The sequence below is a fragment of the Streptomyces sp. NPDC093097 genome, assembly GCF_044754325.1.
Taxonomy (GTDB): Bacteria; Actinomycetota; Actinomycetes; order Streptomycetales; family Streptomycetaceae; genus Streptomyces.
The window spans coordinates 291911-318011 of the sequence record NZ_JBIVOW010000004.1; the positions used below are offsets into that span (position 1 = coordinate 291911).

At 73.9% G+C, this 26101-nt stretch carries 22 protein-coding genes; 17 read left to right on the forward strand and 5 right to left on the reverse strand.

Translation table 11 applies throughout. The features are described from left to right. Positions 1-153: 153 nt before the first annotated feature. Positions 154-993, reverse strand: coding sequence for an SDR family oxidoreductase (locus ACIQE0_RS09080; RefSeq protein WP_402330117.1), 840 nt, complete (start codon positions 991-993; stop codon positions 154-156). Beyond that, positions 990-2651 (reverse strand): FAD-binding dehydrogenase, encoded by a 1662-nt coding sequence (locus ACIQE0_RS09085; RefSeq protein WP_402330119.1) that lies wholly within the window; start codon positions 2649-2651, stop codon positions 990-992. Before ACIQE0_RS09085 ends, ACIQE0_RS09080 begins: the two co-directional genes overlap by 4 nt. Before the next feature lie 279 nt (positions 2652-2930). Here ACIQE0_RS09085 and ACIQE0_RS09090 point away from each other — a divergent pair, with 279 nt between their 5' ends. Together ACIQE0_RS09090 and ACIQE0_RS09095 are read left to right on the forward strand one after the other, a co-directional pair. Then, positions 2931-4157: an SPFH domain-containing protein gene (locus tag ACIQE0_RS09090; protein ID WP_402330120.1), complete on the forward strand. Its 1227-nt coding sequence runs from the start codon at positions 2931-2933 to the stop codon at positions 4155-4157. 24 nt (positions 4158-4181) lie between these two features. After that, positions 4182-5477 (forward strand): hypothetical protein, encoded by a 1296-nt coding sequence (locus tag ACIQE0_RS09095; RefSeq protein ID WP_402330122.1) that lies wholly within the window; start codon positions 4182-4184, stop codon positions 5475-5477. 128 nt (positions 5478-5605) lie between these two features. Here ACIQE0_RS09095 and ACIQE0_RS09100 read toward each other — a convergent pair whose 3' ends face one another. Continuing rightward, a complete protein-coding gene (locus ACIQE0_RS09100; protein ID WP_366335018.1) occupies positions 5606-6091 on the reverse strand; it encodes an ATP-binding protein in 486 nt (161 codons plus the stop codon). 269 nt (positions 6092-6360) lie between these two features. On the opposite strand from ACIQE0_RS09100, the gene ACIQE0_RS09105 reads away from it, so the two are divergent. From ACIQE0_RS09105 to ACIQE0_RS09145, 9 genes are all read left to right on the forward strand, one after another. Next, positions 6361-7191, forward strand: coding sequence for a hypothetical protein (locus ACIQE0_RS09105; RefSeq protein ID WP_366335016.1), 831 nt, complete (start codon positions 6361-6363; stop codon positions 7189-7191). A gap of 144 nt (positions 7192-7335) precedes the next feature. Further along, on the forward strand, positions 7336-8094 hold the full coding sequence (locus tag ACIQE0_RS09110) for a YcnI family protein (RefSeq protein ID WP_402330327.1): 759 nt from the start codon (positions 7336-7338) through the stop codon (positions 8092-8094). Positions 8095-8235: 141 nt separating this feature from the next. Beyond that, a complete protein-coding gene (locus ACIQE0_RS09115) occupies positions 8236-8892 on the forward strand; it encodes an SCO family protein (protein WP_402330125.1) in 657 nt (218 codons plus the stop codon). Continuing rightward, complete coding sequence (locus ACIQE0_RS09120; protein WP_366335012.1) at positions 8889-9359, forward strand: copper chaperone PCu(A)C; 471 nt, start codon at positions 8889-8891, stop codon at positions 9357-9359. Before ACIQE0_RS09115 ends, ACIQE0_RS09120 begins: the two co-directional genes overlap by 4 nt. A gap of 97 nt (positions 9360-9456) precedes the next feature. Beyond that, on the forward strand, positions 9457-11385 hold the full coding sequence (locus ACIQE0_RS09125; RefSeq protein WP_402330329.1) for a copper resistance protein CopC: 1929 nt from the start codon (positions 9457-9459) through the stop codon (positions 11383-11385). Beyond that, positions 11385-12692 carry an iron uptake transporter deferrochelatase/peroxidase subunit gene (gene efeB, locus ACIQE0_RS09130; protein ID WP_402330127.1) on the forward strand — a complete coding sequence of 436 codons (1308 nt, stop codon included), beginning with the start codon at positions 11385-11387 and terminating at the stop codon, positions 12690-12692. The genes ACIQE0_RS09125 and efeB overlap by 1 nt, the downstream gene beginning before the upstream one ends. 141 nt (positions 12693-12833) lie before the next feature. Further along, positions 12834-13760, forward strand: a complete 927-nt coding sequence (pheA, locus tag ACIQE0_RS09135) for a prephenate dehydratase (protein ID WP_402330129.1) — start codon at positions 12834-12836, stop codon at positions 13758-13760. 664 nt (positions 13761-14424) lie between these two features. Further along, a complete protein-coding gene (gene serS / locus ACIQE0_RS09140; protein WP_366335006.1) occupies positions 14425-15714 on the forward strand; it encodes a serine--tRNA ligase in 1290 nt (429 codons plus the stop codon). Further along, on the forward strand, positions 15711-16535 hold the full coding sequence (locus ACIQE0_RS09145; RefSeq protein ID WP_402330131.1) for an HAD family hydrolase: 825 nt from the start codon (positions 15711-15713) through the stop codon (positions 16533-16535). Before serS ends, ACIQE0_RS09145 begins: the two co-directional genes overlap by 4 nt. Here the strand turns inward: ACIQE0_RS09145 and ACIQE0_RS09150 are convergent. Both ACIQE0_RS09150 and ACIQE0_RS09155 read right to left on the reverse strand, forming a co-directional pair. Next, positions 16526-17263: a rhomboid-like protein gene (locus ACIQE0_RS09150; RefSeq protein WP_402330133.1), complete on the reverse strand. Its 738-nt coding sequence runs from the start codon at positions 17261-17263 to the stop codon at positions 16526-16528. The two genes, ACIQE0_RS09145 and ACIQE0_RS09150, sit on opposite strands and share 10 nt — an antisense overlap. Then, positions 17260-18276, reverse strand: coding sequence for an Lrp/AsnC family transcriptional regulator (locus ACIQE0_RS09155; RefSeq protein ID WP_366335001.1), 1017 nt, complete (start codon positions 18274-18276; stop codon positions 17260-17262). Before ACIQE0_RS09155 ends, ACIQE0_RS09150 begins: the two co-directional genes overlap by 4 nt. A 138-nt stretch (positions 18277-18414) precedes the next feature. Between ACIQE0_RS09155 and ACIQE0_RS09160 the strand changes: the two genes are divergently transcribed. From ACIQE0_RS09160 to ACIQE0_RS09185, 6 genes are all read left to right on the forward strand, one after another. Further along, the gene (locus ACIQE0_RS09160) at positions 18415-19986 is read left to right on the forward strand and encodes an MFS transporter (protein WP_402330135.1); all 1572 of its coding nucleotides are present in this window, start codon (positions 18415-18417) and stop codon (positions 19984-19986) included. A gap of 182 nt (positions 19987-20168) precedes the next feature. Beyond that, entirely contained in the window at positions 20169-21158 is a 990-nt protein-coding gene (locus ACIQE0_RS09165; RefSeq protein WP_402330136.1) for a LysR family transcriptional regulator, read from the forward strand. Positions 21159-21481: 323 nt separating this feature from the next. Then, the gene (locus ACIQE0_RS09170; RefSeq protein ID WP_402330138.1) at positions 21482-21952 is read left to right on the forward strand and encodes an SAV_915 family protein; all 471 of its coding nucleotides are present in this window, start codon (positions 21482-21484) and stop codon (positions 21950-21952) included. Positions 21953-21968: 16 nt separating this feature from the next. Then, positions 21969-23363, forward strand: coding sequence for a diaminopimelate decarboxylase (gene lysA / locus ACIQE0_RS09175; RefSeq protein ID WP_402330140.1), 1395 nt, complete (start codon positions 21969-21971; stop codon positions 23361-23363). Between the two features lie 465 nt (positions 23364-23828). Next, positions 23829-24539 (forward strand): FadR/GntR family transcriptional regulator, encoded by a 711-nt coding sequence (locus ACIQE0_RS09180; protein WP_402330142.1) that lies wholly within the window; start codon positions 23829-23831, stop codon positions 24537-24539. 126 nt (positions 24540-24665) lie between these two features. Then, positions 24666-25952, forward strand: a complete 1287-nt coding sequence (locus tag ACIQE0_RS09185) for a CynX/NimT family MFS transporter (protein WP_402330144.1) — start codon at positions 24666-24668, stop codon at positions 25950-25952. Positions 25953-26101: the final 149 nt, after the last annotated feature.

Consider the following 26101-nt stretch of genomic DNA (forward strand, 5'->3'; position numbering starts at 1 on the left):
TGGGACAGGGGACGCCGCGGGGGAGGTCCTCCTCCCGCGAGACCGCGCAGGCCGCCTCTTCACGCGGGGCCGATTCCCCTCATTCTCCCAGGACTTGTCCGTCTTCGGACACGCCTGCCCGGGCGCGGTCCGCCAGGGGCCGGCGCATCGGACTCAGCGCAGCCCGTGCTTCCGGGCCACCATCCGCTCCACCGCCGCATCGGGCAGCAGCCGCCGCAGCAGGAAGACCGCGGGGGCGTTGCTGCCGACCGCGTAGTGCGGCCGGGGGCGCGGCGCCTCGATCGCCTTGAGGACGGTGGCGGCGACCTTCTCCGGGGCGGTGCCGCGCGCCTCGTTGGCGTCGAGGGCGGCCAGCATCGTGCGGTACCCGTCCGCGAACGGGGAGCCGTCGGCGAGGTAGTGGGTGCGCCGGGCGCTGATGCCGGTGGCGATGGACCCCGGCTCGACGGTGGTCAACGCCACACCGTAGGGGGCGAGTTCACGCCGGGCGGCGTCCGTGAAGCCCTTGAGCGCGGCCTTCGAGGCGACGTAGGAGGAGCGGTAGGCGAGCGGGAAGCTGGCCAGCATGGAGCCGATCATCACCACCCGGCCGTGGCCGCGCTCGCGCATCCCGGGCAGCAGGAGCTGGGTGAGGTGGACGGCGCCGAAGACGTTGAGCTGGAACAGGCGGCGGACGGCGGCCATGGGGAGCTCTTCGAAGGGGCCGTTCTGGCTCTCGCCGGCGTTGTTGACCAGCACGTCGACCGGGCCCGCGGCCTGCGCGCAGGCCGCGATGGACGCCTCGTCGGCGAGGTCGAGCGGGAGGTAGTCGACGCCGGGCAGCGGCGCCGCGACCGCCGCCGGATCGCGGCTGGTCCCCAGGACGCGGTGGCCGCGGGCGACCAGCACCGCGGCCACCGCGGCGCCGATGCCGGAGGAGGCCCCGGTCACCAGCGCGGTGCGCCCACCGCCCACCCGGTCCGCTCCCCCGGCGCCCGGCGCGGGCCCGCTCACACCAGGCTCCGGGCCAGCGCCCGGCCCGCCGCCCGGCCGGAGAAGATGCAGCCGCCGAGGAAGGTGCCCTCCAGCGCGTTGTAGCCGTGCACCCCGCCGCCGCCGAACCCGGCGACCTCGCCGGCCGCGTACAGCCCGTCGAAGGGGGTGCCGTCCGGCCGGACCACCTGCGAGTCCAGGGTGGTCTCCAGCCCGCCCAGCGTCTTACGGGTCAGCAGATGCAGCCGGACCGCGATCAGCGGACCGTGCGCCGGGTCCAGCAGCCGGTGCGGCTTGGCGACCCTGGCCAGCCGGTCCGGCCAGTACGCGCGGGCGTTGTGCACCGCCATCAGCTGGAGGTCCTTGGAGTAGGGGTGGGCCACCGCCCGGTCCCGGGCCACCACTTCCCGCTCGACCGCCGCGTAATCAAGGGGAGTCGACGGCTCCAGGGCGTTCATCCCGGCGACCAGTTCGCGCAGGGTGCGCCGGACGACGAAGTCCTCCCCGCGGTCCAGGAACGCCTGGACCGGGCCGGGCGCGCCCTTCTTCACCCGTGACAGCGCGAGTTTGAGGTCCTTCCCGGTGATGTCCGGGTTCTGCTCGGAGCCGGAGAGCGCGAACTCCTTCTCCACGATGGAGCGGGTCAGGACGAACCAGGTGTGGTCGTGGCCGGTGTGCACGATGTGGCGCAGGGTGGCCAGGGTGTCGTGGCCGGGGAAGAGCGGCGCGGGCAGCCGCCGGCCGGTGGCGTCCAGCCAGAGCGACGACGGACCGGGGATGATCCGGATCGCGTGGCCGGGCCAGATCGGGTCCCAGTTCTTGATGCCCTCGGTGTAGTGCCACATCCGGTCGCGGTTGACCAGCGAGCCGCCGGCCCGCTCGGTGATCTCCAGCATCCGCCCGTCCACATAGGCGGGGACACCGGTGATCATCGACTTGGGGGCCGGGCCGAGCCGGTCCACCGGCCAGTTCTTGCGGACCAGTTCGTGGTTGCCGCCGATGCCGCCGGAGGTCACCACCACCGCCTGCGCCCGGAACGCGAACTCGCCGGCCGCCTCGTTCGAAGAGGCCCCCCCTCGCGGGAGGTCCGACGGCGCCAGCGTGGTGCCGCGCACCCCGACCGCCGCCCCGTCCTCCACGATCAGCTCGTCGACCCGGTGCCGGTGCCGGAAGACCACCAGCCCGCGCTCGGCCGCGGCCCGCACCGGTTCGGCGAAGACCCGGACGACCTCAGGGCCGGTGCCCCAGGTGAGGTGGAAGCGGGGGACGGAGTTGCCGTGCCCCGTGGCCAGACCGGCGCCGCGCTCGGCCCAGCCGACGGTCGGGGTCAGCCGCAGCCCGAGGTCGTGCAGATAGCGGCGCTTCTCGCCCGCGGCGAAGTCCACGTACGCCTGCGCCCACTGCCGCGGCCAGTGGTCCTCGCGGTCCCGGTCGAAGCCGGCCGAGTCCAGCCAGTCGGACAGCGCCAGTTCGGGCGAGTCCTTGATGCCGGCCCGCCGCTGCTCGGGGCTGTCCACCAGGAACAGCCCGCCCAGCGACCAGAACGCCTGGCCGCCGAGGTTGGCCCCGCTCTCCTGGTCGACGACGAGCACCCGGCGTCCCGCGCGGGTGAGTTCGTAGGTGGCGACCAGTCCGGCCAGTCCGGCCCCCACGACGATGACGTCGGCGTCCTCACTCATGCCGAGAGCCCGCTTCGCCCGCCCTCGCACACGCGAGGCGCGTGCCTTCTGATGATTCGCTCGCCGTGCTCGCTCATGGTGGAGCTCCTCTACGGTTCCGCGGCGGCCGCCGGCGCCCCTGGCCGGCGAGCCTTGTCGCGTCCATGTCCGTAACAACCGATACGGGAACGTATCCGATGCGCCCGCGCCGCAACAAGGACCATCGGGGCGGGCGGCGGTGGACGGGCGCGGGGGAACAACGGGAGCCGCCGCCCCACAGCCCCCGGCCCGGCTTCTACTATGAGCGAGACATCTGAGCGGACGAACTCCGTCGCCGCCGGCACGGGCCCGGCCGGCAACCGGAGCGAACTGGGGGGACCTGTCGTGGGCTTCATGGACCGCGTACGCGGCGAATTCATCGACATCATCGAGTGGACCGACGACAGTCGGGACACGATCGTCTGGCGCTTCCCGCGCTACGAGAACGAGATCAAGATGGGCGCCAAGCTCATCGTGCGCGAGTCGCAGGCCGCCGTCTTCGTCAACCAGGGCCGGATCGCGGACGTGTTCGCGCCGGGCATGTACGAGCTCCAGACGGGCAACCTGCCGATCCTGGCGACCCTCCAGGGCTGGAAGTACGGCTTCCACTCGCCGTTCAAGGCAGAGGTCTACTTCGTCACCACCCGTCAGTTCACCGACCTGAAGTGGGGCACGCAGAACCCGGTCACGGTCCGGGACCCCGAGTTCGGCATGGTGCGGCTGCGGGCGTTCGGCGGCTACGCGGCCCGGGTCTCCGACCCGGCCAGGCTGATCACCGAACTCGCCGGTACCGACCCGCAGTTCCGCACCGAAGAGGTCGAGGAGTACCTGCGGCAGCTGATCGTGGGGCGGCTCGGCTCGCTGCTGGCCACCTCGGGCATCCCCATGCTCGACCTCGCCGCGCGCCAGGCCGAGCTCGGCGACCGGCTGGCCAAGGCACTCACCGACGAACTGGCCACCTCGCACGGCCTGGCGATCCCGAAGTTCATCATCGAGAACATCTCGCTGCCGCCCGAGGTCGAGCAGGCCATCGACGCCCGCAGCCGCATGGGCATCATCGGGAACGTCGACAACTACGCGCGCCTCCAGGCGGCGGACGCGGTCCGGGACGCGGCGAACAACCCCGGCGGCGCGGGGGAGGGCGTGGGCCTGGGGCTCGGCATGGCCGCCGGGCAGCAGCTGGCTCAGGCGTTCGCGCCCCAGCAGAACCAGCAGCCGCAGCAGCCGTTCGCGCCGGCCGGCGGCGGCGCGGCCGTTCCGCCGCCGCTGCCCGGTCAGCAGCAGTACCAGTGGTTCGTGGCCGTGGACGGCCAGCAGCAGGGCCCCTACGACCACGCGACGTTCACCGGGCACATCGGCTCGGGAGCGGTACGGCCCGGCATGCTCGCCTGGCGCGAGGGCATGGCGGCATGGCAGCCGGTGGAGAACGTGCCGGAGCTCGCTCAGCACTTCCGTGCCACGCCGCCGCCGCTGCCGCCGCAGGCGTAACCCACCGCCAGGAGGCGTGACCCGATGAGCTACCAGCCGTACCAGCCGCAGCAGCCCTACCAACCCCAACCGCCGTACCAGCAGCAGCCGCAGCAGCCCTACCCGCAGCAGGCGCCACAGCAGCCGTACCCGCAGCAGCAGCCCTACCCGCAACAGCAGCAGCCCCAGCCCTACCCCCAGCAGGCGCCGCCGCAGCCCTACCAGCAGCAGCCGCCCCAGCAGCCGCAGCCGTACCCGCAACAGCAGCAGCCGCCGGTGCCGCCCCAGCAACAGCAGCCCGAGGAGCAGCACCCGCAGTCCTATGCGTGCCCGAGCTGCGGCTCCACCACCGAGTACGCCCCGGGCACCAACGTCCTGCGCTGCCCCAAGTGCCGCTTCGAGCAGCCCATCACGCCCGTCGACCGCGAGGTGCGGGAGCACGCCTGGGAGGAGCTGGCGAACCTGCCGGCCAAGCCGATGGCGCCCGGTGGGCAGGTCCTGAAGTGCCCCGGCTGCGGTGCGGTCAACGAGACCACCGCCCTCTCCGGCCACTGCCAGTTCTGCGCCACGCCCCTGGTCGCCTCGGCCGCCGCCGACCGGATCGTGCCCGAGGGCCTGGTGCCGTTCCGGGTGGACAAGCGGCAGGTGCACGACAACCTGCGCGCCTGGGCCCGGTCCCGCTGGTTCGCGCCGAACAACCTCAAGAAGGTCAGCTCGGCCGAGACCCTGCACGGCACCTACGTCCCGCACTGGACGTACGACGCCGCGACCGCCTCCTCCTACAGGGGCGAGCGCGGTGAGGAGTACACCGTCGGGTCCGGCGACGACAAGGAGACCAGGGTCCGCTGGTACCACGTCAACGGCTCGGTCCAGCGGTTCTTCGACGACGTCCTCGTCCCCGGTGTCGGGAACATTCCGCCCGAGCACATCAAGGCCCTGGAGCCCTGGCCGCTGAAGGACGCGGTGGCGTACCAGGAGGCGTACCTGGCGGGCTTCCGGACCCTGCGCTACGAGATCGAGCCGGAGGCGGGCTTCCAGACCGCCCAGAAGAAGATGGCAGAGGTCATCCGTGCCGACGTCCGGAAGGACATCGGCGGCGACCGGCAGCGGGTGCACGCGGTCGACACCAACTACGACTCGGTGACGTACAAGCTCCTGCTGCTCCCGGTGTGGTTCGCCTCGTACGTCTACAACGGCAAGCAGTGGCAGGTGATGGTCAACGCCGAGACCGGCGAGGTGTCCGGCGACCGCCCCTACAGCCCCTGGAAGATCACCTTCGCGGTCATCCTCCTGGCCGTGGTGGTCACCACGCTCGTGCTGGTCTTCAGCCGCCACCACTGACGAAGGACGACCGGCTTCGAGGCCGCGCCGCTCACGCACACCGCGTCGAGCGGCGCGGCCTTTTCGCGCGCTCCCCGCTCCGGTGCCGCGAAACGGCCGGTTGGCCGGCTCGTCGGTCGGCTGACCGGCTACGACGCCAGCGGCAGCGGCGCGCCCTCGCGCCACTTGAGGATCTTGTCGAAGCTGACCACGGCGCCGTGTCTGCCGGTGCGGTTGCGGTACTGGACGTGGTCGGTGAGCGCCTCGATCAAAAAGAGCCCCCGGCCGTCCTCGGCGTATCCGGGGGCCTGCACGGGGGTGGGAACGGAGGCCGGCGCCGGCAGCGCGCGGTCCGCGGCGGTATGCGGTGGGGCGGTGCGGCGGAAGCCGGGGCCGGAGTCGGTGACCTCGATGCGGCAGGTCTCGCCGTCGATGTAGGCGGTGACGCGGTAGTCGTCGGTGGCGTCGCCGCCGTGCTCGACGGCGTTGGCGCAGGCTTCGGAGAGGGCGACCGCGAGGTCGTAGCAGATGTCCGGATCGACGCCGGCGGTCTCCATCGCGCCCAGCAGCAGACGGCGGGCGAGCGGCACACTCGCGGCCTCTCGCCGCAGATGGAGGGACCACCAGATGCTCATCGCTCCTGCCTCCTGGCCACGGCTCGACATACCGATACCTATTGCCGGACCGCAAGGTCCGTAAGCCTCTGGGGAACGTGATACCGCTCATTCGGCGGATGCGGGAAGTGAGCGCACGGGTGTAGGCGGGGTGCCGGGTGCGCGCCACCGCGCGCCCGCTTCGGGACCCCGGACGCCCCTGCCGGGCGCCCCCGTGAACCGGACACGCCGGATGCGGGAGAAACCCTGCCGTAGGCGGCACACCGGGGCAGTGGGATGATGGCGCCGCCATGAATGCCCCCTCCGCCCCCACAGCGCGCGCGGCCGCCGATCTGCGGCTGCTGCGGGCCGCGGTGTTCACCGCGGTCTGTGTGACGCTGTCCGCGGCCGGGCACATGGCCGCTTCGTTGGCCGCGGTGCCGCTGTGGACGCTGGGGCTCGCCGCGGTCGCGGTGTTCGCGGTCGCGGCGCCGCTGGCCGGCCGGGAGCGCTCGCTGCCGGGGATCGCGGCCGGGCTGACGGCCGGGCAACTGGCGCTGCACGCGCTGTTCGCGCTGGGGCAGCACCCGATGCCGGCGCCGTCCGGGCGGACGTCGGCGCTCTCCGACCAGGCGGCGGTGGCGCTGGCCCGGCATCTGACGTGCGGGCTGGACGGCGTCCCTCTGGACGGCGGCGCGGCGCGGCAACTGCTCGGCCCCGGCGGGCTGGAGCTCGCCAGGAACGCCGGGCTGGCCGAGGCCGGCGGGCATGCGATGAGCGGTGCCGACCTCCCCGTGATGGCGCACTGCCTGGCGCCGTCGTTCCCCATGCTGCTCGGGCATCTGCTCGCCGCGCTCGGCCTCGGCTGGCTGCTGCGGCGGGGCGAGGCCGCGCTGTGGCGGCTGGTGCGGCTGTCCGCGCCGGCGGCGCACGAGGTCGCGGCGCGGGCCCTGGTCGGCGTGGTGCGCCGCTCACTGGCGCTGGTCCGGGCGCTGCTCGCGGCCCTCGGTACGGCGCAGGAGCAGGGGCGGCGCGCCCGCTCGGGGTACGCACAGGCACCCGCTCCGCGGGATCCGGCGCTGCAGCACAGCGTCGTACGGCGCGGGCCGCCGGTGGCCGCTCGCCTGGCCCTCGCGGCCTGACGTCACGCGCAGCACGCTCCCGGAGGACCGACCGGGGATCGGCGGATGCGCGCGGCGGCAGCGCGCGCACGGCGGCCGGCCCTCGCCCCGTCCTCTCCGTCTCCTTCCCTTCCCTTCGAGGAGTCCCTCGTGGAGCGTTTCACCATGACCAAGAAGTCCGGTATGTCAGCGTTTTCGGGTGGCGCGTCGGCGCCCTCGGCATCCTCGGCGCGGCGGCTGGCCCGCCGGCTCCCCGTCGCCGGCGGGATCGCGGCCGGCAGCGTGCTGCTGCTGGCCGGTCCGGCGTTCGCGCACGTCACCGTCCAGCCCGGCACCGCCCCCAAGGGCGGCTTCGCCACCGTCGGCATCAAGGTGCCCAACGAGCGCGACGACGCCTCGACCGTGAAGGTCGAGGTCGCCCTGCCGACCGACCACCCGCTGGCGTCCGTGATGCCGCAGCCGGTGCCGGGCTGGACGGTGGAGGTCACCAAGTCCAAGCTCGCCAAGCCCGTCGAGATGGAGGGCGAGAAGATCAACGAGGCGCCCTCGAAGATCACCTGGACCGCGGACGGCAAGGGCATCGAGCCCGGCCAGTTCCAGCAGTTCCCGCTCTCCGTCGGCCAACTCCCCAGCGACGCCGACCAGCTCGTCTTCAAGGCGCTCCAGACGTACTCCGACAAGGAGGTCGTGCGCTGGATCGAGCCGACCAAGGACGGCGGCCCGGAGCCGGAGAACCCGGCGCCGGTGCTCAAGCTCACCGCGGCCGACGCCCAGGGCGCCCCCGACGGCAAGAACGACACCAAGGCGGCCGCCGCGGCGCCCACCAGCGACACCACGGCGCGGGTGCTGGCCGTCGGCGGGATCGTCGTGGGCCTCGTCGGCGTCGCCTTCGGCGTCCTCGCCGGCCGGCGCCGCAACGCCTGACAGCCGCCCCCGCCGCGGGAAGCGGCCGGACCGGCGCACCCCCCGCGCCGGTCCGGCACCCTTCGGCACGAACACCCTGATACGAGAGAACCCTTGACACGAACCGGCCCCGAGCCACGGAAACAACGGGAAATATCCGTCATGCGTAGAAGAAAACTGCTGATGTCCGCCCTGGGGGCGGCCGCCGCCCTCGGCCTCACCCTGACCGCCTGCGGCAGCGGCGACGGCGACGGCAAGCCCGTCGCCGAGGTCTCCGGAGGGACGGCGGCCCAGCCGATCGTCACCCTCGACAACCCGATGGAGAAGCCGGACCTCACCCTCACCGACTCCGACGGCAAGCCCTACGACCTGCTGGAGAAGACCAAGGGCCATCCGACCCTGATCTACTTCGGCTACACCAACTGCCCGGACGTCTGCCCGACGACGATGGCCAACATCGCGGTGGCCGTGAAGCAGCTGCCGCAGGCCGAGCGCAACGACCTGCGGGTGGTCTTCGTGACCTCCGACCCGGAGCGCGACACCCCGCCCCAGCTCAAGAAGTGGCTCGGCGGCATCAACAAGGACTTCGTCGGGCTCACCGGCCCGTTCAAGACGATCCAGCAGGCCGCCCGCAGCGTGAACATCGGCATCGAGGCGCCGGTCAAGAAGAAGAACGGCGACGTGGTCTCCACTCATGGCGCCCAGGTCCTGCTCAGCTCCCCCAAGGACGACAAGGTCCACTGGATGGGCATGCAGGAGGCCACCGCCGACAACTACACCACCGCACTTCCGAAGATCGTCAAGGGACAGAACCCGTGAACAGCCGCACCACCCCCCTCAGCCGCCGGATAGCCATCGGCTCCGCGCTCGCCCTCACCGCCGGTCTGGCCCTCACGGGCTGCGGCGGCGGGGACGGCAAGCCCCAACTCTCGGTCAGCGGCGCGTACATGCCGCAGCCGGTCACCGACCAGATGGCCGGTGCCTACTTCGTGGTCAAGAACGACGGCGCCGCCGCCGACAAGCTGACCTCGGTCACCAGCGACCTGGCCAAGGACATCACCCTCCACACCACCGACGGCAACAAGATGGAGCGGGTCGACTCCCTGCCGGTGCCCGCCAACGGGGAACTCAAGCTCAGCTCCGGCGGCGACCACGTGATGTTCATGGGCCTGACGCACAAGCCCACCGCGGGCCAGAAGGTCACCGTCGAACTGCACTTCGCCACCGCTTCCCCGGTCAAGGTCGAGGTGCCGGTGAAGCCCGCCGACTACCGACCGGGGAAGTGACGGCCGCACCCCCGCGGTCGCCGTAACGCCGCGGGCCGGGCGACGGCCCAGTGAAGGAGACGGACATCTCATGCCAACGGGAAGGGGAGCGCGCACCATGGCCCTCACCGGCTTCCGGGCACGGCGCCTACTGGTCGTCGTGGCGGTGCTGTGCAGCGCGCTGATCGCGGGCATCGCACCGGCCGGCGCGCACGCCGCGCTGACCGGCAGCGACCCCGCGCCGGGATCGGTGGTGGCGCACGCCCCCGAACAGGTCGCGCTCACCTTCTCCGAGGGCGTGGCGATGGGTGACGACTCGCTGCGCGTCCTGGACCCGCAGGGCCGGCGGGTGGACCGCGGCAAGCTGCGCGACCTGTGCAGCGGCAGCGTCGTCAAATACGGGGCGGGGCTGCCGCCGGGGCTCCCCAAGGGGACGTACACCGTCGCCTGGCAGGCGATCTCGGCGGACAGCCACCCGGTGTCCGGCGCCTTCACCTTCTCCGTCGGGGCGCCGTCCAAGACCGCCGCCGCCGTTCCCCAACAGGAGGCCGGCGGCGGCCCGGTGGGCGCGCTCTACCAGGTCGCGCGGTATCTCGCCTACGCCGGTTTCGTGCTGCTGGCCGGCGGCGCGGCGTTCGTGCTGGCCTGCCGGCCGGCCGCCGCCCGGATCCGGTCGGTGCAGCGGCTGGTGGTCCGCGGCTGGGCGCTGCTGACCGGCGCCACCGTGGCGATGCTGCTGCTGCGCGCCCCGTACACCGAGTCCGGGAAGCTCGCCGACGTGCTCGACCTCGACGGCCTCCAGCAGGCGCTGCTGACCAAGCCGGGCGCCGCGCTGCTCTCCCGGCTGCTGCTGCTCGGCGCGGCGGCGCTGTTCGTGGCGGTGCTCTTCGGGGCGTACGCGCGGGTCCACGAGCCGGACGCCGAGGGCACCGAGAGCGCGAGGCGGCGCACCCGCCTCGTCTGGGGGCTGGGCCTGGGCGGGACCGCGGTCGCCGCCGGACTGGCCACCACCTGGGCGATCGCCGAGCACGCCTCGACCGGGCTCCAGCCCGCCGTGGCGATGCCCGTCGACGTGCTGCACCTGCTCGCGGTCGCCGCCTGGCTCGGGGGGCTGGCGGCGCTGCTGGTGTCCCTCTACTGGGGCCCGGCCGTCGAGCGGACCGCCGTCCGCCGGTTCTCCCGGATCGCCTTCGGCTCCGTCCTGGTGCTGGTCGCCACCGGCACGTACCAGTCCTGGCGGCAGGTCGGCTCCTGGCGCGCGCTGCTGGACACCTCCTACGGGCAGCTGCTGCTGGTCAAGGTGGGGCTGGTCGTGGCCACGGTGGCCGTCGCCGGGGTGTCCCGGCGGTGGACGGGGCGGCTGGCCGACGCCGGGGAGGCGGCGGAGCCCGCGGAGGCCGAGGTCCCGGATCCGGCGCCCGAACCCGTCGCCGTGCCGGCCGCTCCCGAGGACGGGGACGGCGGTGCCGACCCGGTGCGGGCCGCCCAACTGGCCCGCCAGCAGGCCGCGTTGGCCACCGCCCGGAAGAAGCGGGTCCGGGACGCCGACCCGGTGCGGCACGGACTGCGGCGCTCCGTCCTGGCCGAGGCCACCATCGCGGTGGTGCTGCTCGGCGTGACCACCGCGCTGACCACCACCGAACCGGCCCGCACCGAGGAGGCCGTCAAGGCCGCGTCGGCCGGGCAGTCCCCCGACGCCAACCAACCGCGGGTGCTGACCGTCCCGTTCGACACCGGCGGCGCCGGCGGCAAGGGCACCGCCCGCATCGACCTCGACCCCGGGCGCAGCGGCGGCGGCAACGAGCTGCGGGTACGGATCGCCGACCCGTCGGGGAAGGTCCGGGACGTCCCCGAGGTGAAGGTCGCCTTCACCCTCGACGCCAAGAAGCTGGGGCCGCTGCCGGTCGCGCTCCGGCACAGCGGGACCGGCCACTGGACCGCCGGCGGCGTCCAACTCCCGGTCCCCGGGCGGTGGCAGCTCTCGCTGCTCGTCCGGACCTCCGACATCGACCAGGTGACCGAGACCAGGAACGTGACAATCAACTGATGAGCAAGCAGACGGACACCACGCAGGACGACGGCACCCGCGCCCCCGGCGGGCCGTCGGCCGCGGACGGCACCACCCTGGAGCTGTCCCGCCGCCGCCTCCTGGGGACCGTCGGCGCGGCCGGCGCGACCGGGCTGGTCCTCGGCGGGGCCGGCGGCGCCCTCGGGGCCGCGGCCGTGCCGGGCGACGTCCCGCAGCCGCTGGCCGCGATCGGGGCGACCGAGGTCCCGTTCCGCACGTCGGGCGCCAAGCACCAGGCGGGCATCACCACTCCGCTCCAGGCCAGCGGCCATCTCGTCGCCTTCGACCTGGCGCCGGGCGCCGGCCGCAAGGAGGCCGCCGCGCTGCTGCGCCGCTGGACGCGGACGGCGCAAGCGCTCATGGCCGGGCGCGCCCCGGACGCCGACACCGGGGTGGCGCTGGACGCCGGCCCGTCCTCGCTGACCGTCACCTTCGGCCTGGGCCACAGCTTCTTCGACCGGACCGGCCTGGCCGGGCACCGCCCGGTCCAGCTCGACCCGCTGCCGGACTTCTCCGCCGACGCCCTCGACCCCAAGCGCTCCGACGGCGACCTGTGGATCCAGATCGGCGCCGACGACGCGCTGGTCGCCTTCCACGCGCTGCGCGCGCTCCAGAAGGAGGCGGCGGACGGCGCCCGTCTGCGGTGGCAGATGAACGGCTTCAACCGCACCCCGGGCGCCACCGCGCACCCGATGACCGCCCGCAACCTCATGGGGCAGGTCGACGGCACCAACAACCCCAAGCCGTCCGACGCGGACTTCGACCGGCGGATCTTCGTCGGCGCGGACACCCGGCAGGAGTGGATGCGCGGCGGCTCGTACGCGGTGGTGCGCCGGATCCGGATGCTGCTGGACGACTGGGAGCAGCACCCCCGCACCGAGCAGGAGCGGGTCATAGGCCGGCGCAAGGACAACGGCGCCCCGCTGACCGGCGGCACCGAGACCACCCCGATGAGGCTGGACGCCAACGGCCCCGACGGCCTCCCGGTGATCCCCGCCAACGCGCACGCCCGGATCGCCGCCCCCGAGGCCAACCAGGGCGCCGCGCTGCTGCGCCGCCCGTTCTCCTTCCACGACGGGTTCCGCGACGACGGCGCCCCGGACGCCGGGCTGCTCTTCGTCTGCTGGCAGGCCGACCCGCTGCGCGCCTTCACCCAGATCCAGCGGAAGCTGGACCGCGGCGACGCGCTCTCGCCGTTCCTGCGGCACGAGGCCAGCGGCCTGTACGCGGTGCCGCCGGCGCCGTCGGACGGCGACTACGTGGCCCAGCCGCTGCTGGAGGGCTGACCACCGGGCGACCGGCGGGGCCGGGGGCCGGGGACCGCTTCGTGGGACGTGTCCCCCCGCCCCCGGCGCGCTCGGTATCGTGACAAGGGCAGGGCGGAAGACGGCGGGGCGCTCCCGCAGGCACGTGAGGGAGTCCACGGCATGTCGGCCAGTCGTTATACCTATCTCGGTCCCGCGGGCACCTTCACCGAGGCGGCACTGCGCACCCTCCCCGAGGCGGCGCCCCGGGAGCTGGTGCCGATGGTGTCGGTCCCGGCCGCGCTGGACGCGGTGCGGGCCGGTGACGCCGCCGCCGCGCTGGTGCCGATCGAGAACTCCGTCGAGGGCGGGGTGACCACCACCCTCGACGAACTGGCCGCCGGCGAACCGCTGATGATCTACCGCGAGGTGCTGCTGCCGATCACCTTCGCGCTCCTGGTGCGCCCGGGGACGACGCTGGCCGACGTGAAGACGGTGACCGGCCACCCGGTCGCCCAGCCCCAGGTCCGCAAGTGGCTGGCGGCCCAACTCCCCGATGCGGTCTGGGAGTCGGCGGCCTCCAACGCCGACGGTGCGCGGCTGGTGCAGGAGGGCCGCTACGACGGTGCGTTCGCCGGCGAGTTCGCGGCCGCGACATACGGCCTGACGCCGCTGGTCACCGACATCCACGACGCGCAGAACGCCGCCACCCGCTTCGTCTTGGTCGGCCGCCCGGCCCGGCCCGCCGCGCCCACCGGGGCGGACAAGACCTCGGTGGTGCTGTGGCTGGCCGAGGACCACCCCGGTGCGCTGCTGGAACTGCTCCAGGAGTACGCGGTCCGCGGGGTCAGCATGATGCGGATCGAGTCCCGGCCGACCGGTGAGGGCATCGGCCGCTACTGCTTCTCGGTGGACTGCGAGGGGCATGTCACCGACCGCCGGGTGGGCGAGGTGCTGATGGGCCTGAAGCGGGTCTGCCGCGAGGTGCGGTTCCTCGGCTCGTACCCCCGGGCGGACGAGGTGAGCGCGGGCGTCCGGCCGCAGATGACCGACGCGGCGTTCACCGAGGCGTCGGACTGGCTGGCGCGCTGCCTGGACGGACGCGGCTGAGCCGGTCCGCCGCCGCCCGGTTACGGACTGTGATCCGCGCCCCGGATGGGGCCCGCGGCGCCGTTCCGGAGGCTTCGCCAGGCCGCCCCTGTGGGTTGTCCACAAAGTTATCCACAGGCCCGCTTCTCGACCTGTGGGTAAGTCGACATAAGAGTCGGACACAGTCGACATATGCCCCTAGTGATCCCACATCCGTCCACAGTCACCCAGAGTGGATCACTGGCGTCCGCGTCAGCACAATTCCCGGGTTCAATCCTTTAGGGCGAGGTAATCCCACACGAAAGAGTGCGTGAACGTGGTGTGGTCGAGGAATCCATAGCCGAGCATTTCGGGTGCAGAATGATCAATTCCGGCTTCCACAGATCCCACCCACAGCCTGTGGATAAAAATCCCTCGCCACCCACCCTCTGTGGACAACCCGGGGGAAAACCTGGGTACAACCCCGGGGGCGGGCCGCCGGTCCGACGGGAATCCCTGCCGTGAATGCCCTTTTCGTGGCGCGAACCGGGAATTCCGCATGACCTCACGAAGCGTTACGACGGCCGCCCGCGAACGCCCCGGAACCCGATTCCCCGCCATGGAATAAATAACCCCAAAACGGGCAAATCGCCGCCTTGCCGAATATCGCGTCGAGGGCCGCCCACGACCCCGGTAGCCTGGTGGGGTGATTGACCTTCGCCTGCTTCGTGAGGACCCCGACCGTGTGCGCGCCTCCCAGCGCGCCCGTGGAGAGGACGTCGACCTCGTCGACGCGCTGCTCTCCGCCGACGAGCGCCGCAGGTCGTCCGGCGTCCGCTTCGATGAGCTGCGCGCCGAGCAGAAGGCGCTGGGCAAGCTCATCCCCAAGGCCGCCGCCGACGAGAAGGCCGAGCTGCTGAAGAAGGCCGGCGAACTGGCCGCCGCCGTCAAGGCCGCCGACGCCGCGCAGGACGAGGCCAAGGAAGAGACCCAGACCCTGCTGCGGAAGCTGGGCAACATCGTCCACCCCGACGTCCCCGTGGGCGGCGAGGAGGACTTCACGGTCCTGGAGACGCACGGCACCCACCGCGACTTCGCCGCCGAGGGCTTCACGCCCAAGGACCACCTGGAGATCGGCGAACTGCTCGGCGCCATCGACGTCGAGCGCGGCGCCAAGGTCTCCGGCTCGCGCTTCTACTACCTCACCGGCATCGGCGCCCTGCTGGAGCTCGCGCTGGTCAACGCCGCCATCGCGCAGGCCACCGCGGCCGGCTTCACCCCGATGCTGACCCCCGCCCTGGTGCGCCCGCGCGCCATGGAGGGCACCGGCTTCCTCGGCCAGGCCGCCGAGAACGTCTACCACCTGGAGCGCGACGACTTCTATCTCGTCGGCACCTCCGAGGTCCCGCTCGCCGCGTACCACATGGACGAGATCGTCGACGCGGAGCAACTGCCGCTGCGCTACGCCGGGTTCTCGCCGTGCTTCCGCCGCGAGGCCGGCACCTACGGCAAGGACACCCGCGGCATCTTCCGGGTCCACCAGTTCGACAAGGTGGAGATGTTCTCCTACGTCGCCCCGGAGGACGCCGAGGCCGAGCACCAGCGGCTGCTGGAGTGGGAGAAGCAGTGGCTGACGGGCCTTGAGCTGCCGTTCCAGGTGATCGACGTCGCCACCGGCGACCTGGGCGCCTCCGCCTCCCGCAAGTTCGACTGCGAGGCGTGGATCCCGACCCAGGGCAAGTACCGCGAGCTGACCTCGGCGTCCAACTGCAACGAGTTCCAGGCCCGCCGCCTCTCGGTCCGGATGCGGGAGACCGTCGACGGCAAGTCGAAGGTCCGCCCGCTGGCGACGCTCAACGGCACGCTCTGCGCCGTCCCCCGGACCATCGTGGCGATCTTCGAGAACCACCAGCAGCCGGACGGTTCGGTCCGCGTCCCCGAGGTGCTCCGCCCCTACCTGGGCGGCCGCGAGGTGCTGGAGCCCGTCGCCAAGTGAGCGCCTCAGCCCCGGCGGGGTCGCCGCTGCCGTTCAAGCTCATCGCGACGGACCTCGACGGGACGCTGCTGCGTCACGACGAGTCCGTCTCCGAGCGCACCCGTGAAGCGCTCGCCGCGGCCACCGCGGCGGGCGCGGCGCATATCGTCGTCACCGGCCGGGCGGTGCCCTGGACCCGGCACATCCTCGACGCCCTGGACTACCGGGGCCTGGCGGTGTGCGGGCAGGGCGCGCAGGTCTACCACGCCGGCGAGCAGCGGCTGCTGACGTCGGTGACCCTCGACCGCCGGCTGGCCGGCCTCGCGCTGGCCAAGATCGAGGCCGAGGTCGGCCCGCTCCACCTGGCCGCGAGCCGGGACGGCCTGGCCGGCGAGGTGCTGGTCACCGCCGGCTACCAGGTCCAGGAGGGCCCGCTGCCCAACGTCCTGGTCGACGACCCGGGCGAGCTGTGGACCGCCCCGCTCAACAAGGTCTACGTCCAGCACCCGACGCTGGACGACGACGCGCTGGCCCGGGCCGCCCGGCAGCTCGCCGGCGACCTGGTCGGCGTCACGGTCGCCGGGCCCGGGATCGTCGAACTGCTGCCGCTGGGCCTGTCCAAGGCCACCGGCCTCTCGCTGGCCGCCCGCCGCCTGGGCGTCACCGCCAAGGAGACCGTGGCCTTCGGCGACATGCCCAACGACGTCCCAATGTTCGCCTGGGCCGCGCACGGCGTGGCGATGGCCGGCGCCCACGACGAACTCAAGGCCGTCGCCGACGAGATCACCGCCTCCAACGAGGACGACGGCGTCGCCGTGGTCCTTGAGCGGCTCTACTCCTGACGGCCCTCGGGCGGCGGCCGCGTCCGCGCACCGCAGCCCGCTCCCGCGCCCTCGGCTGCGTCCGCGGCGCCCCCGTCCGCGTCCGGCGGCCGGACGCGCGCCGCCGGGGTCAGCGGCCGGCACGCGAAGCCCATGGTCAGCGCGATGGCGTGCCCGAAGTCGGTGAAGGTCGCCCCGGTCACCAGCGGCACCCCGAAGAAGGCCAGCACCCCGACGAGATAGCCGTAGCGCCAGGGCGACGGCAGCCGGTACGTCAGCACCCCGGCCGCGGCGGCCAGCCCGTAGGAGACGCCGATGTCCACGACGTGGGTCATCGAGCGCGGCAGCCGGTGGCCCTCGATGGCCAGCAGCACCAGCTCCTGACTGGCCAGGGTGGCCGCGATATGCGCCGCGCCCACGGTCAGCAGCCAGCGCCGACTCCCCATCCAGCGCTCGACGTTGGCGTGCACCAGCTCGAACATCACCGCGTACAGCAGGAACGACCCCGGCTGCTCGATCCAGAACCCGCTGATCAGCAGCGACGGCACCGGATGTTCGTTCAGCTCGTGGATGTTGCTGCTGGTGCGGTGGAGGAGGAACTGCTCCAGGCCCTCGGAGGCCGAGGCGATCACCAGGCTGGTGATCCCGATGATCAGCAGCCAGATGTGGGTCCCGGGCGCCGACCGCACCCAGTCCCACACCCGGCTCGTCGCCCGGCCCGCCAGGGCGCGGGGCGGCGGTGGCGTCATCGGCGGCTCCTCGTGGCGAGGGGGGCGAGGTAGGGGCCCGGCCCCTTGATGTGCCGGATGCGGGGCGCGCTCTCCATGGTCCGCACGCCCGGAAGGCCCGCGACCCGGGTCGTCAGATAGGTGTAGAGCGCGCCGGTGTCCCGGCACAGGACGGACGCGAAGAGGTTGTGCGGACCCGTGGTGGCACCGGCGAACGCGACCTCCGGGTGCGCCGCCAACGCCTCGCCGGTGGCGGCGAGTTCGGCGGGCGCGACCGACAGCCACAGGGCGACCATCACTCCGTACCCGTACTGGTCCGCAGCGTAATCGACGTCGTAGTACAGGACGCCGTCCGCGCGCAGGGACTCCAACCGGCGGCGGACCGTGGTGGGCGACCAGCCGGTGGCCGCGGCCAGTTCGCCGAGCGGGGCGCGGCCGTCCCGGCCGAGCGCCTCGAACAGCCGGCGGTCGGCGTCGTCGAGCGCCACCGGCCCGGAGGGCGCCCCGGGCGGGGGCGGGCTCAGCCGGGCGGCCTCCTCCTCGGTCAGCACGCCGGACTTGCTGATCATGCTCTGCCGTCCGCCGTAGAACACGTGCAGCAGGCAGTGCGCGGTCACCCCGACCACGCTCGGGGTGCGCGGCAGCTTCTGGAGCAGCAGCGCGTCGCCGTGCTCGCTGCCGGACACCCGGCAGACCGCGGCGATCTCGGTGCCGCCGGACATCAGGCTGACCCAGGAGGTGTCCGGGCGGCGGGCCAGCGCCTCGGCGATCGGCAGCGCGGCGTCCGGCGCGCACTGCACCCGCACCATCCACTCCACCTCGCCCAGCGCCCGCGGCTCGGCCAGCCCCAGCACCCGGAGCCCGCCGGAGCCGCGGTGCCGGGTGTAGCGCCGGGCGATCGTCTGGTCGGAGACGCCCAGGACCGCGGCGATCCGGCTGAACGGGGCCCGGCCGTCGATCTGGAGGGCCTGGATGAGCCGGCGGTCGAGCGCGTCGAAGGGGGCGGTCCGGGCGGAGGATCCGTCGGTTTTCACCGTTGGAGGCTAACCCGTGTCGAATTGCGCCGCCGGGCGAACCGTGGCTGGGGAAACGGGCGGGGCCCGACGGAGAGTGGAGCCTCGGCCGGGCACCCGCCCGGCCTTCTCCATGCCTGACCCAACGGAGGAAAGATCATGCGGAACGCACCCGGGAGCGGGCCCGGAGGGGGCGGCGACGGCCGGGCCCCCGGGGGGCGCGGCAAGTGGTGGCCCCTGGTGGCCATCACCCTCGGCAACTTCATGCTGCTCGTCGATGTGACGATCGTGAACACCGCGCTGCCCCGGATCGCCGACGGACTGGGCGCCTCCTTCACCGCCCTGCAGTGGGTGCTGGACGCCTACGCGCTGGCGCTGGCCGCGCTGCTGATGGTGGCGGGCTCGGCGGCCGACCTCTTCGGGCGCCGCCGCCTCTACGTCGGCGGGCTGGTGCTCTTCGCGGTCGCCTCGCTGGCCTGCGGACTGGCGCCCGACGCGAACCTGCTGGTCGCGGCCCGGATCGTGCAGGGCATCGGCGCGGCGGCGATGTTCGCCACCAACACCCCGCTGCTGATGACCGCCTACCAGGGCCGGGACCGCGGTGTGGCGTTCGGCGTCTGGGGCGGCACCAGCGGGGCGGCGGCCGCCGCCGGTCCCGTCCTGGGCGGGATGCTCACCGAGTGGACCGACTGGCGGGCGATCTTCCTGGTCAACCTGCCGCTGACCGCCGTCGCCGTCTGGCTCACCCGGCGGCACCTGGACGAGTCCTACGGCGAGCGGGGCGCACGGATCGACTGGCCGGGCGCCGCCTCCTTCACACTGTGCGCCGGCGCGCTGACGTACGGCCTGATCCGCGGCGGCGAGCACGGCTGGACGGAGACCGGGACGCTGGCCGCGCTGGCGGTCGCCGCCCTGGCGCTGCTGGTGTTCGTGGCGGCGGAGCAGCGGACCGACCGCCCGCTGCTGGACCTGAAGCTGCTGCGCCGCCCGTCGTTCGCGGTGCTCATGGTGGCGGCGCTGCTGATGCAGGCGGCGGCCTTCCCCTACCTGACGTTCGTGGGGCTGTGGGCGCAGAACGTGCTCGGCCTCAGCCCGATCGGGGCGGGCCTGGCGGTGACCCCGATGGCGCTGATGTCCCTGCTGGTCGGCGCGCTGGGCGGCCGTTTCCTCCAGCGGCTGGCGCCCCAGCTCCCGCTCGGCGTCGGCGTGCTGCTGATCGGCGCGGGCGGGCTGCTGCACGCCGCCCTGCTCGGCTCCGGGGCCGGCTGGCCCACGCTGGTGCCCGGTCTGGCGGTGAGCGGCCTCGGCGTCGGGGCGGCGATGCCGGTGCTGGTGTCGGCGGCGCTCGGCGCGGCCCCGCCGCAGCGGGCCGGGATGGCGAGCGGAGCGGTGAACACCTTCCGGCAGCTGGGGTTCGCCTTCGGCATCGCGGTCCTGGGGACCGTCTTCGGCACCGCGCTGAGCGACGCCGGGGCCCCCACGGGCGGCCGGGCCGCGCTCACCGCCGGCTACCTCTCCGGGCTGCGGGAGATCACGCTGATCTCCGGACTGGTGGCGGTGGCCACCGGCCTGCTGGTCCTCGCGGTGGTCCGGCGCACACCGGACACCGGTGACGGGCGGGCATCCGGCGCGCCCACAGGCGCGCGGTCGTCCGCGGACGCCACCGGGGACGGCGGTGCGCCGGGGCACGGTGAGACCCGGCCGCGGGCGGAGGAACCGGCCAAAGCATGACCCCGTCGGACGGCCGTACGGGCGGGTCGGCACCCGGAACCGTACGGCCGTCCACGGTTCCGGGTTGCCGCCCTGGGCCCTGCGACGATCGTCCCGGGGCGCCAACCCCAAGTCAATCCTCGGGTTTCCTTCCAAACTCCTTAGCTCTGGCTTGGGTTGACGCCAACGCCTAGCGTGGCCGGGTGACCCTCGACGATCTGCGTGCCTTCGTGGCCGTCTGCGAGGCGGGCAGCCTCAGCGCCGTCGCCCGCGACCTCGGCTGCACCCAGTCCGCCGTCAGCCAGCGCGTCAAACGCCTCGAACGGGAGGCGGGCATCGGCCTGTTGGAGCGCCGGCCGCGCGGTGTGGCGCCGACCGCCGCGGGCCGCATCCTGCACCGCGCCGCCACCGACGGGCTGGGCGCACTGGACCAGGCGCTGCGCCGGCTGGCCGACATGCGGCGGGGCGACGGCGGAACGGTCCGGGTCACCACCGGCGCCACCACCGTCCGGCACTTCATGTCCGATGCGGTGGTGGCCTTCCGGGACCGGCATCCGCGCGTCAACTTGGAGTTCCACACCGAGAGTTCCAGCAGCCGCTGCTTCGAGGCGGTCGCCGACGGCCACTTCGAACTCGCCTGGATCACCATCGGCCCGCCCGTCCGGGGCATCGAGCAGCACCCGGTGATCGGCCTGCCGTGGGTGCTCGCGGTGCGCGCCGACGATCCGCTCGCCGACCGCGACCGCATCGAACCGGACGAACTCGCCGGCCTCCGCCTCATCCGGCTGCCGGAGAACTCCACCTCCCGTATGCGGCTCGACGGGCACCTCGGCCACCGGGACGGCGCCCCGGCCCCCGGGGAACCGGTGCCGGGACCCAGCACCACCAGCGTCGCCGACTGGGACACCGCGCTGCTCCTGGCCGAACTCGGCGTCGGCCCCGCCGTCGTCCCCCGCCTCCCCGGCCACCGGGCCACCACCGGCCACCCCGGCCTGCGCCTGGTGCCGATCCCGGCGCTGCCGCCGCTGACGACCGGATGGGCGGTACGGCAGTGGGCGGCGCTCGGCCCGGCGGCGGTGGAGTTCGCCGAGACGGTGAACGCATGGCTGACGGGCGGGACCCCGACCGCCGGAAACCGGCCGCCGGAAGACGGTTCCGGCCTCCTGCCGCAGGCCGGGACGGCCGGCTCCTGAATCCCGGCGCTCGTCTCTCCCCGGCATCCGGGCACTCCGGAGAGGGCGGACCCCGGCCGTGGGCCGACAGCGCGGCCGGGCCCGGCGGGCGGGACGGCGGGTCCGCACCCCCGTCGGCACCGCTCCGTGACCGGAACGCGACGCTTGGCGGACGTTCTCCGGCCGGCGGTGGCAGCATCGCGTCAAGTCCGGTCCGCAAACCGTCAACGAAGCGTCATGGGGCGGCCGGACGCCCCCCGCAGCGGGCATAGCGTCAGTGCCGAGCCCCGGCGCACGCGCAGTCCGACCGGTCCGGGGCCGCCGTCCCGTCGAGGAGCAACGCCGTGTCCCACCATCACCACACGGAAGACCCCGAGCCTGCTGATCGTGTCCCGGCCGGGCCTCTCTTCGTCCCCGTCCGGCCGGGACCCGCGGGCTGTACCGCCCGCCTGTTCCGCACCCCGCTCGGCGGCCGCACGGCCGTCGGCTTCACCTCACCGCAGCGGCTGGCCGCGGTGCTCGGCGGCGGCCAGCCCTGGGTGCGGCTCGCCGAGCCCGCGCTGCGCGCACTGGCCGAGCCGGTCGGCGTGACCACCGTGACCGTCGACCCGGGCACCGCCCCGGGCGCCCCCCGCGGCCCCCGCCTCACCCCTGGCCTCACGCCCGGCGGCCGGTCCTTCCCCGACGTCGCCCGCGACCCGCGCCTGACCCCCGACACTCCCCGCGAGCCGCGCCTCACCACTGACGTGCTGCGCGAACCACGCTTCGCCCCCGGTCCCCGTATTCCCCGTAGCAGTCGCCTACGGGCCGTCTGAGGAAGGGGCGTCCACCATGAGCCACACCACCCTGCCCCGGACCACCCGCACCCCGGCACCGCCCGCACTCCGCACGACGGGCCCCGGCCCGTCCCCTTCCCCGGACGCGGAGGCGGACGCGCTCGACATCTGGCCCGCCTCCACCCGGCCGCTGGCCGACGACGACCTCGCCCTCGGCGGCGTCCCGCTGACCGAACTCGCCGAGCAGTTCGGCACCCCCGCCTACGTCCTGGACGAGGACGAGGTGCGCCGCCGCTGCCGCGCCTACCTGCACGCCTTCCCCGACACCGACGTCTACTACGCGGCCAAGGCGTTCCTGTGCCGCGCCATGGCGCACTGGGTCGCGGAGGAGGGCCTGGGCCTGGACGTCTGCTCCGCCGGCGAACTGGAACTCGCCGTCGCCACCGGCTTCCCGCCGGAGCGCATCGTGCTGCACGGCAACGCCAAGAGCCCGGCCGACCTCCAGGCGGCGTTACGGCTCGGCGTCGGCCGGATCGTCATCGACAGCACCTCCGAGATCGCGCGGCTGGCCGCCGCGGTCCCGGTGGGCAGCCGGCAGAAGGTGCTGATCCGGGTCGTCCCGGGGATCGCCGCCGGCGGCCACGCCAAGATCCGCACCGGCACCGACGACCAGAAGTTCGGGCTGTCCCTCGCCGACGGTTCGGCGCAGCACGCCATCACCCGCGTCCTGGGCCAGCCCCGGCTGGAACTCGTCGGCCTGCACTGCCACTTGGGCTCCCAGATCACCGCCGTCAAGCCCTACCTCTCGGCCGTGCGGCGGCTGGTGGGCCTGCTGGCCCGCGTCCATGAGCAGCACGGTGTCATCCTCCCCGAGCTGGACCTGGGTGGCGGCCACGGCGTCGCGTACCGCCCGGGCGAGCCCGCGCTCGACGTCGCCTGCCTGGCCGCCAAGGTCCGCGCCGAACTGGCCGGCGGCTGCGCGGCGGCCGGCCTCCCGGTGCCGCGGCTGGCCGTGGAACCGGGCCGTGCCATCGTCGGCCCCGCGGGCGTCGTCCTCTACCGGGTGCTCTCGGTCAAGCGCACCGGTGCCCACACCTTCGTCGCGGTGGACGGCGGGATGAGCGACAACCCGCGGCCCGCGCTGTACGGGGTGCGCTACGCGCCCCGGCTGGTCGGGCGCCACTCGGCCGCCGCGGCCGAACCGGTCACCGTCGTGGGCCGGCACTGCGAGGCGGGCGACGTCCTCGCCTCCGACGTCCAGTTGCCCGGCGACGTCCGCCCCGGTGACCTGCTCGGGGTCCCCGTGGCCGGCGCGTACCACCTGTCCATGGCGTCCGGTTACAACCTCGTCGGCCGGCCGCCGGTCGTCGCGGTGGCCTCGGGCCGGTCCCGGCTCCTGGTCCGGCGGGAATCCCTGGCGGACATCCAGGGGCGCGACGTCGGGCTCTGATCGGGGCAGGTCGGGCCTGGTCGGGGTCCGGTCGAGCGTGGCCGGGGGCCGGTCGGGCCTGGTCGGGGTCGGTCGGGGTCGGTCGGGGTCGGTTGGGGTCGGTTGGGGTCGGTCGGGGTCGGTTGGGGTCCGGTCGAGTCCGATCGGGATCCGGTCGTGGTGACCGCCTGGCCCGCCCGGGCCGGGCTCCGGTCACGGTGAACGGTGACCGCCGGGCCCGCTCCGGCCGGGCTCCGGAAGCAGGGTCCGGGTACCGCTCCCAGGGGGCCCGGGTCCGGACCGCCCCCGGTGGAGGCGCCCGCACAGGGCTCCCCACCGGGGGCCTCGCCGTTCCCGCCCCTCCCCGGACCATTTAGCTGGCCATTGCAACGATCAGTTGTAGGATGACTGGGCAACTGGCACCCGTGCGCCGCACACCGCGCAGCCGCACGGGCGCGGGAACGGGCGCGGTACGGAAGCGGAGCAATGGCACTCAAGGCAGCAGGACGGCAGTCCCTCGTCGACACCGTCGTCGAGGCCCTCCGCTCCCAACTGGCCGCCGGTGAATGGCAGGTCGGCACCCGCATCCCCACCGAGCACGCCCTCGCCGAACAGCTCCAGGTCAGCCGCAACACCGTCCGCGAGGCGGTGCGCGTCCTCGTCCACGCCGGGATGCTGCGCTCGCGCCAGGGCGAAGGCACCTTCGTCGTCTCCACCGCGGACCCGGCCGAGGTCATGCGCGGCGTCCAACGGGCCGGCATCCGCGACGTCCTGGAACTGCGCATCGCCCTGGAGGCGGAGGCCGCCCGGCTGGCCGCGCTCCGCCACGAACCCGCCGACCTGGCGCGGATGCGGGCCGCCCTGGACGCCCAGATCGAGCTGGAGAGCACTGAGGGCCACCCGCGCTCCGGCAGCCTGGAGCTCTACGCCGACCACGACATCGCCTTCCACAAGGCCGTCGTCGAGGCCGCGCACAACACCGCGCTGACGGCGACCTACGGCTGGTTCAGCAGCTCCGTACGGGAGGCGCTGGTCACCGCACTCGACGACCAGGCGATTCCGAAGATCGTGCACGGCGACCACCGCGCCGTCCTGGACGCGATCGCCCACGGCGACCCGGACGCCGCCGAACGCGCCACCCGCGCCCTCCTGGAGAAGCCCAAACGGGCCGTGGAGGCCCTCCTCGCCGGCGACTGACCGCTCGGCGGCCCCTTCTCCTTCTCCTCCCCCTGTCTCCCTCTCCGTCTCCCCTCCTGTCCTCAACTCCCCTTGTCCGCCCTCCCCTTCCCCCTACGGGGGGCACGATTGGCCAGGTACGCACGCATGTCAGGGACCGACTCGACCGCCCCGGTCGACCTCATCGACGCCGAGGAAGACCTTCTCCCGGCCCCACCGGTGGCCGCGGCCCGGCGCCGGCTGCGGGCCCACCCCGCCCTCCTCCTCGCCGGCATCGTCCTCGCCGCGGTGAACATGCGCGCGGCCCTCGCCGGGGTCTCGCCGCTGCTCAACGAGATGGCGCAGCACTTCCATCTGGCCGCCGCGACCAGCAGCCTGGTGACCACCATCCCGCTCGTCTTCATGGGCCTGGGCTCGGTGATCGCGCCGCGGCTGGCGCGCCGTTGGGGCACCGAGACGGCGCTGTGCGGGGCACTGATCGCGCTGTGCGGCGGCATCGTGCTGCGGGTCGCGCCGCCGGTCGCCGCGCTGTTCGTCGGCGGCGCGGTGGTGGGTGCGTCGATAGCCCTGCTCAATGTGCTGATGCCGGGCCTGATCAAGCGGGACTTCCCCGATCGCGCGGCGGGCATGACGGCGCTCTACTCGACCGCGATGATCCTGGGCGCGACCGTCTCGGCCGCCTCCGCGGTCCCCCTGGAGAACGCGCTCGGCAGCTGGCGGGGGTCCCTCGTCTCCTGGGCCCTCCTCGCCGCCGTCGCCGCCCTGGTCTGGCTCCCGCAGGCCGTCCTGGCCCGCCGGGGCACGCACCACGGCCAGGCCGCGGCGACATCCGTCCACACCACCGGGGACGGCCCCAAGCTGACCCGCTCGCCGCTCGCCTGGCAGGTGACGCTCTTCATGGGCTCGCAGTCGCTGATCGCCTACGTGGTCATCGCCTGGATGCCGACGATCTTCACCGACCACGGCATGGGCAAGAGCGAGGCGGGGCTGGTCTTCGCCTTCAGCACGCTGCTGCAGATGGCCGGCTCGTTCGTGGTCCCGACGCTCGCGGGCCGGATGCGGCGCCAGCGGCTGCTGGGCGTGGCGGTCTCCGTCCTGATGGCCTGCGGTGTCATCGGGCTGCTGATCGCGCCCGTGGCCGGCGCCTGGCTGTGGGCGGCGATCCTCGGCGTCGGCCAGGGCGGTGCGCTCGGTCTGGCCCTGACGATGATGGTGCTGCGGTCCGGTGACGCACACACCGCCGCCCGGCTCTCCGGCATGTCCCAGACCGGCGGCTACCTCCTCGCCGCGGTCGGCCCGCTGGCCCTGGGCGCCGTCCACCAGAGCACCGGCGGCTGGACCGTCCCGCTGGTCCTGCTGCTCGCCGTCTGCGCCGGCCTGGCGCTGCTGGGCATGGGCGCGGGCCGCGACCGCCGGATCGGCGAGGTGGGCTGAGCGCCACCGTCGGGGGCGGCTCGGCCCCACCGGCACCGCCCGGCGGGGCGCGGCCGGGGGGGCGGCGCGGGGCCCCCCCCCCCCCCCCCCGCCCCCCCCCCCGGGCGGCCCCCGGCCCCCCCCCCCCCCGCGCCCCCCCCCCCCCCCCC

Excerpts from the sequence above, each read along its gene's own strand:
- ACIQE0_RS09085 (WP_402330119.1), bottom strand. The coding sequence starts at position 2,651 with ATGAGTGAGGACGCCGACGTCATCGTCGTGGGGGCCGGACTGGCCGGA.
- ACIQE0_RS09090 (WP_402330120.1), top strand. The coding sequence starts at position 2,931 with ATGAGCGAGACATCTGAGCGGACGAACTCCGTCGCCGCCGGCACGGGC.
- ACIQE0_RS09095 (WP_402330122.1), top strand. The coding sequence starts at position 4,182 with ATGAGCTACCAGCCGTACCAGCCGCAGCAGCCCTACCAACCCCAACCG.
- ACIQE0_RS09100 (WP_366335018.1), bottom strand. The coding sequence starts at position 6,091 with ATGAGCATCTGGTGGTCCCTCCATCTGCGGCGAGAGGCCGCGAGTGTG.
- ACIQE0_RS09105 (WP_366335016.1), top strand. The coding sequence starts at position 6,361 with ATGAATGCCCCCTCCGCCCCCACAGCGCGCGCGGCCGCCGATCTGCGG.
- ACIQE0_RS09110 (WP_402330327.1), top strand. The coding sequence starts at position 7,336 with ATGACCAAGAAGTCCGGTATGTCAGCGTTTTCGGGTGGCGCGTCGGCG.
- ACIQE0_RS09115 (WP_402330125.1), top strand. The coding sequence starts at position 8,236 with ATGCGTAGAAGAAAACTGCTGATGTCCGCCCTGGGGGCGGCCGCCGCC.
- ACIQE0_RS09125 (WP_402330329.1), top strand. The coding sequence starts at position 9,457 with ATGGCCCTCACCGGCTTCCGGGCACGGCGCCTACTGGTCGTCGTGGCG.
- efeB (WP_402330127.1), top strand. The coding sequence starts at position 11,385 with ATGAGCAAGCAGACGGACACCACGCAGGACGACGGCACCCGCGCCCCC.
- pheA (WP_402330129.1), top strand. The coding sequence starts at position 12,834 with ATGTCGGCCAGTCGTTATACCTATCTCGGTCCCGCGGGCACCTTCACC.
- ACIQE0_RS09150 (WP_402330133.1), bottom strand. The coding sequence starts at position 17,263 with ATGACGCCACCGCCGCCCCGCGCCCTGGCGGGCCGGGCGACGAGCCGG.
- ACIQE0_RS09160 (WP_402330135.1), top strand. The coding sequence starts at position 18,415 with ATGCGGAACGCACCCGGGAGCGGGCCCGGAGGGGGCGGCGACGGCCGG.
- lysA (WP_402330140.1), top strand. The coding sequence starts at position 21,969 with ATGAGCCACACCACCCTGCCCCGGACCACCCGCACCCCGGCACCGCCC.
- ACIQE0_RS09180 (WP_402330142.1), top strand. The coding sequence starts at position 23,829 with ATGGCACTCAAGGCAGCAGGACGGCAGTCCCTCGTCGACACCGTCGTC.
- ACIQE0_RS09185 (WP_402330144.1), top strand. The coding sequence starts at position 24,666 with ATGTCAGGGACCGACTCGACCGCCCCGGTCGACCTCATCGACGCCGAG.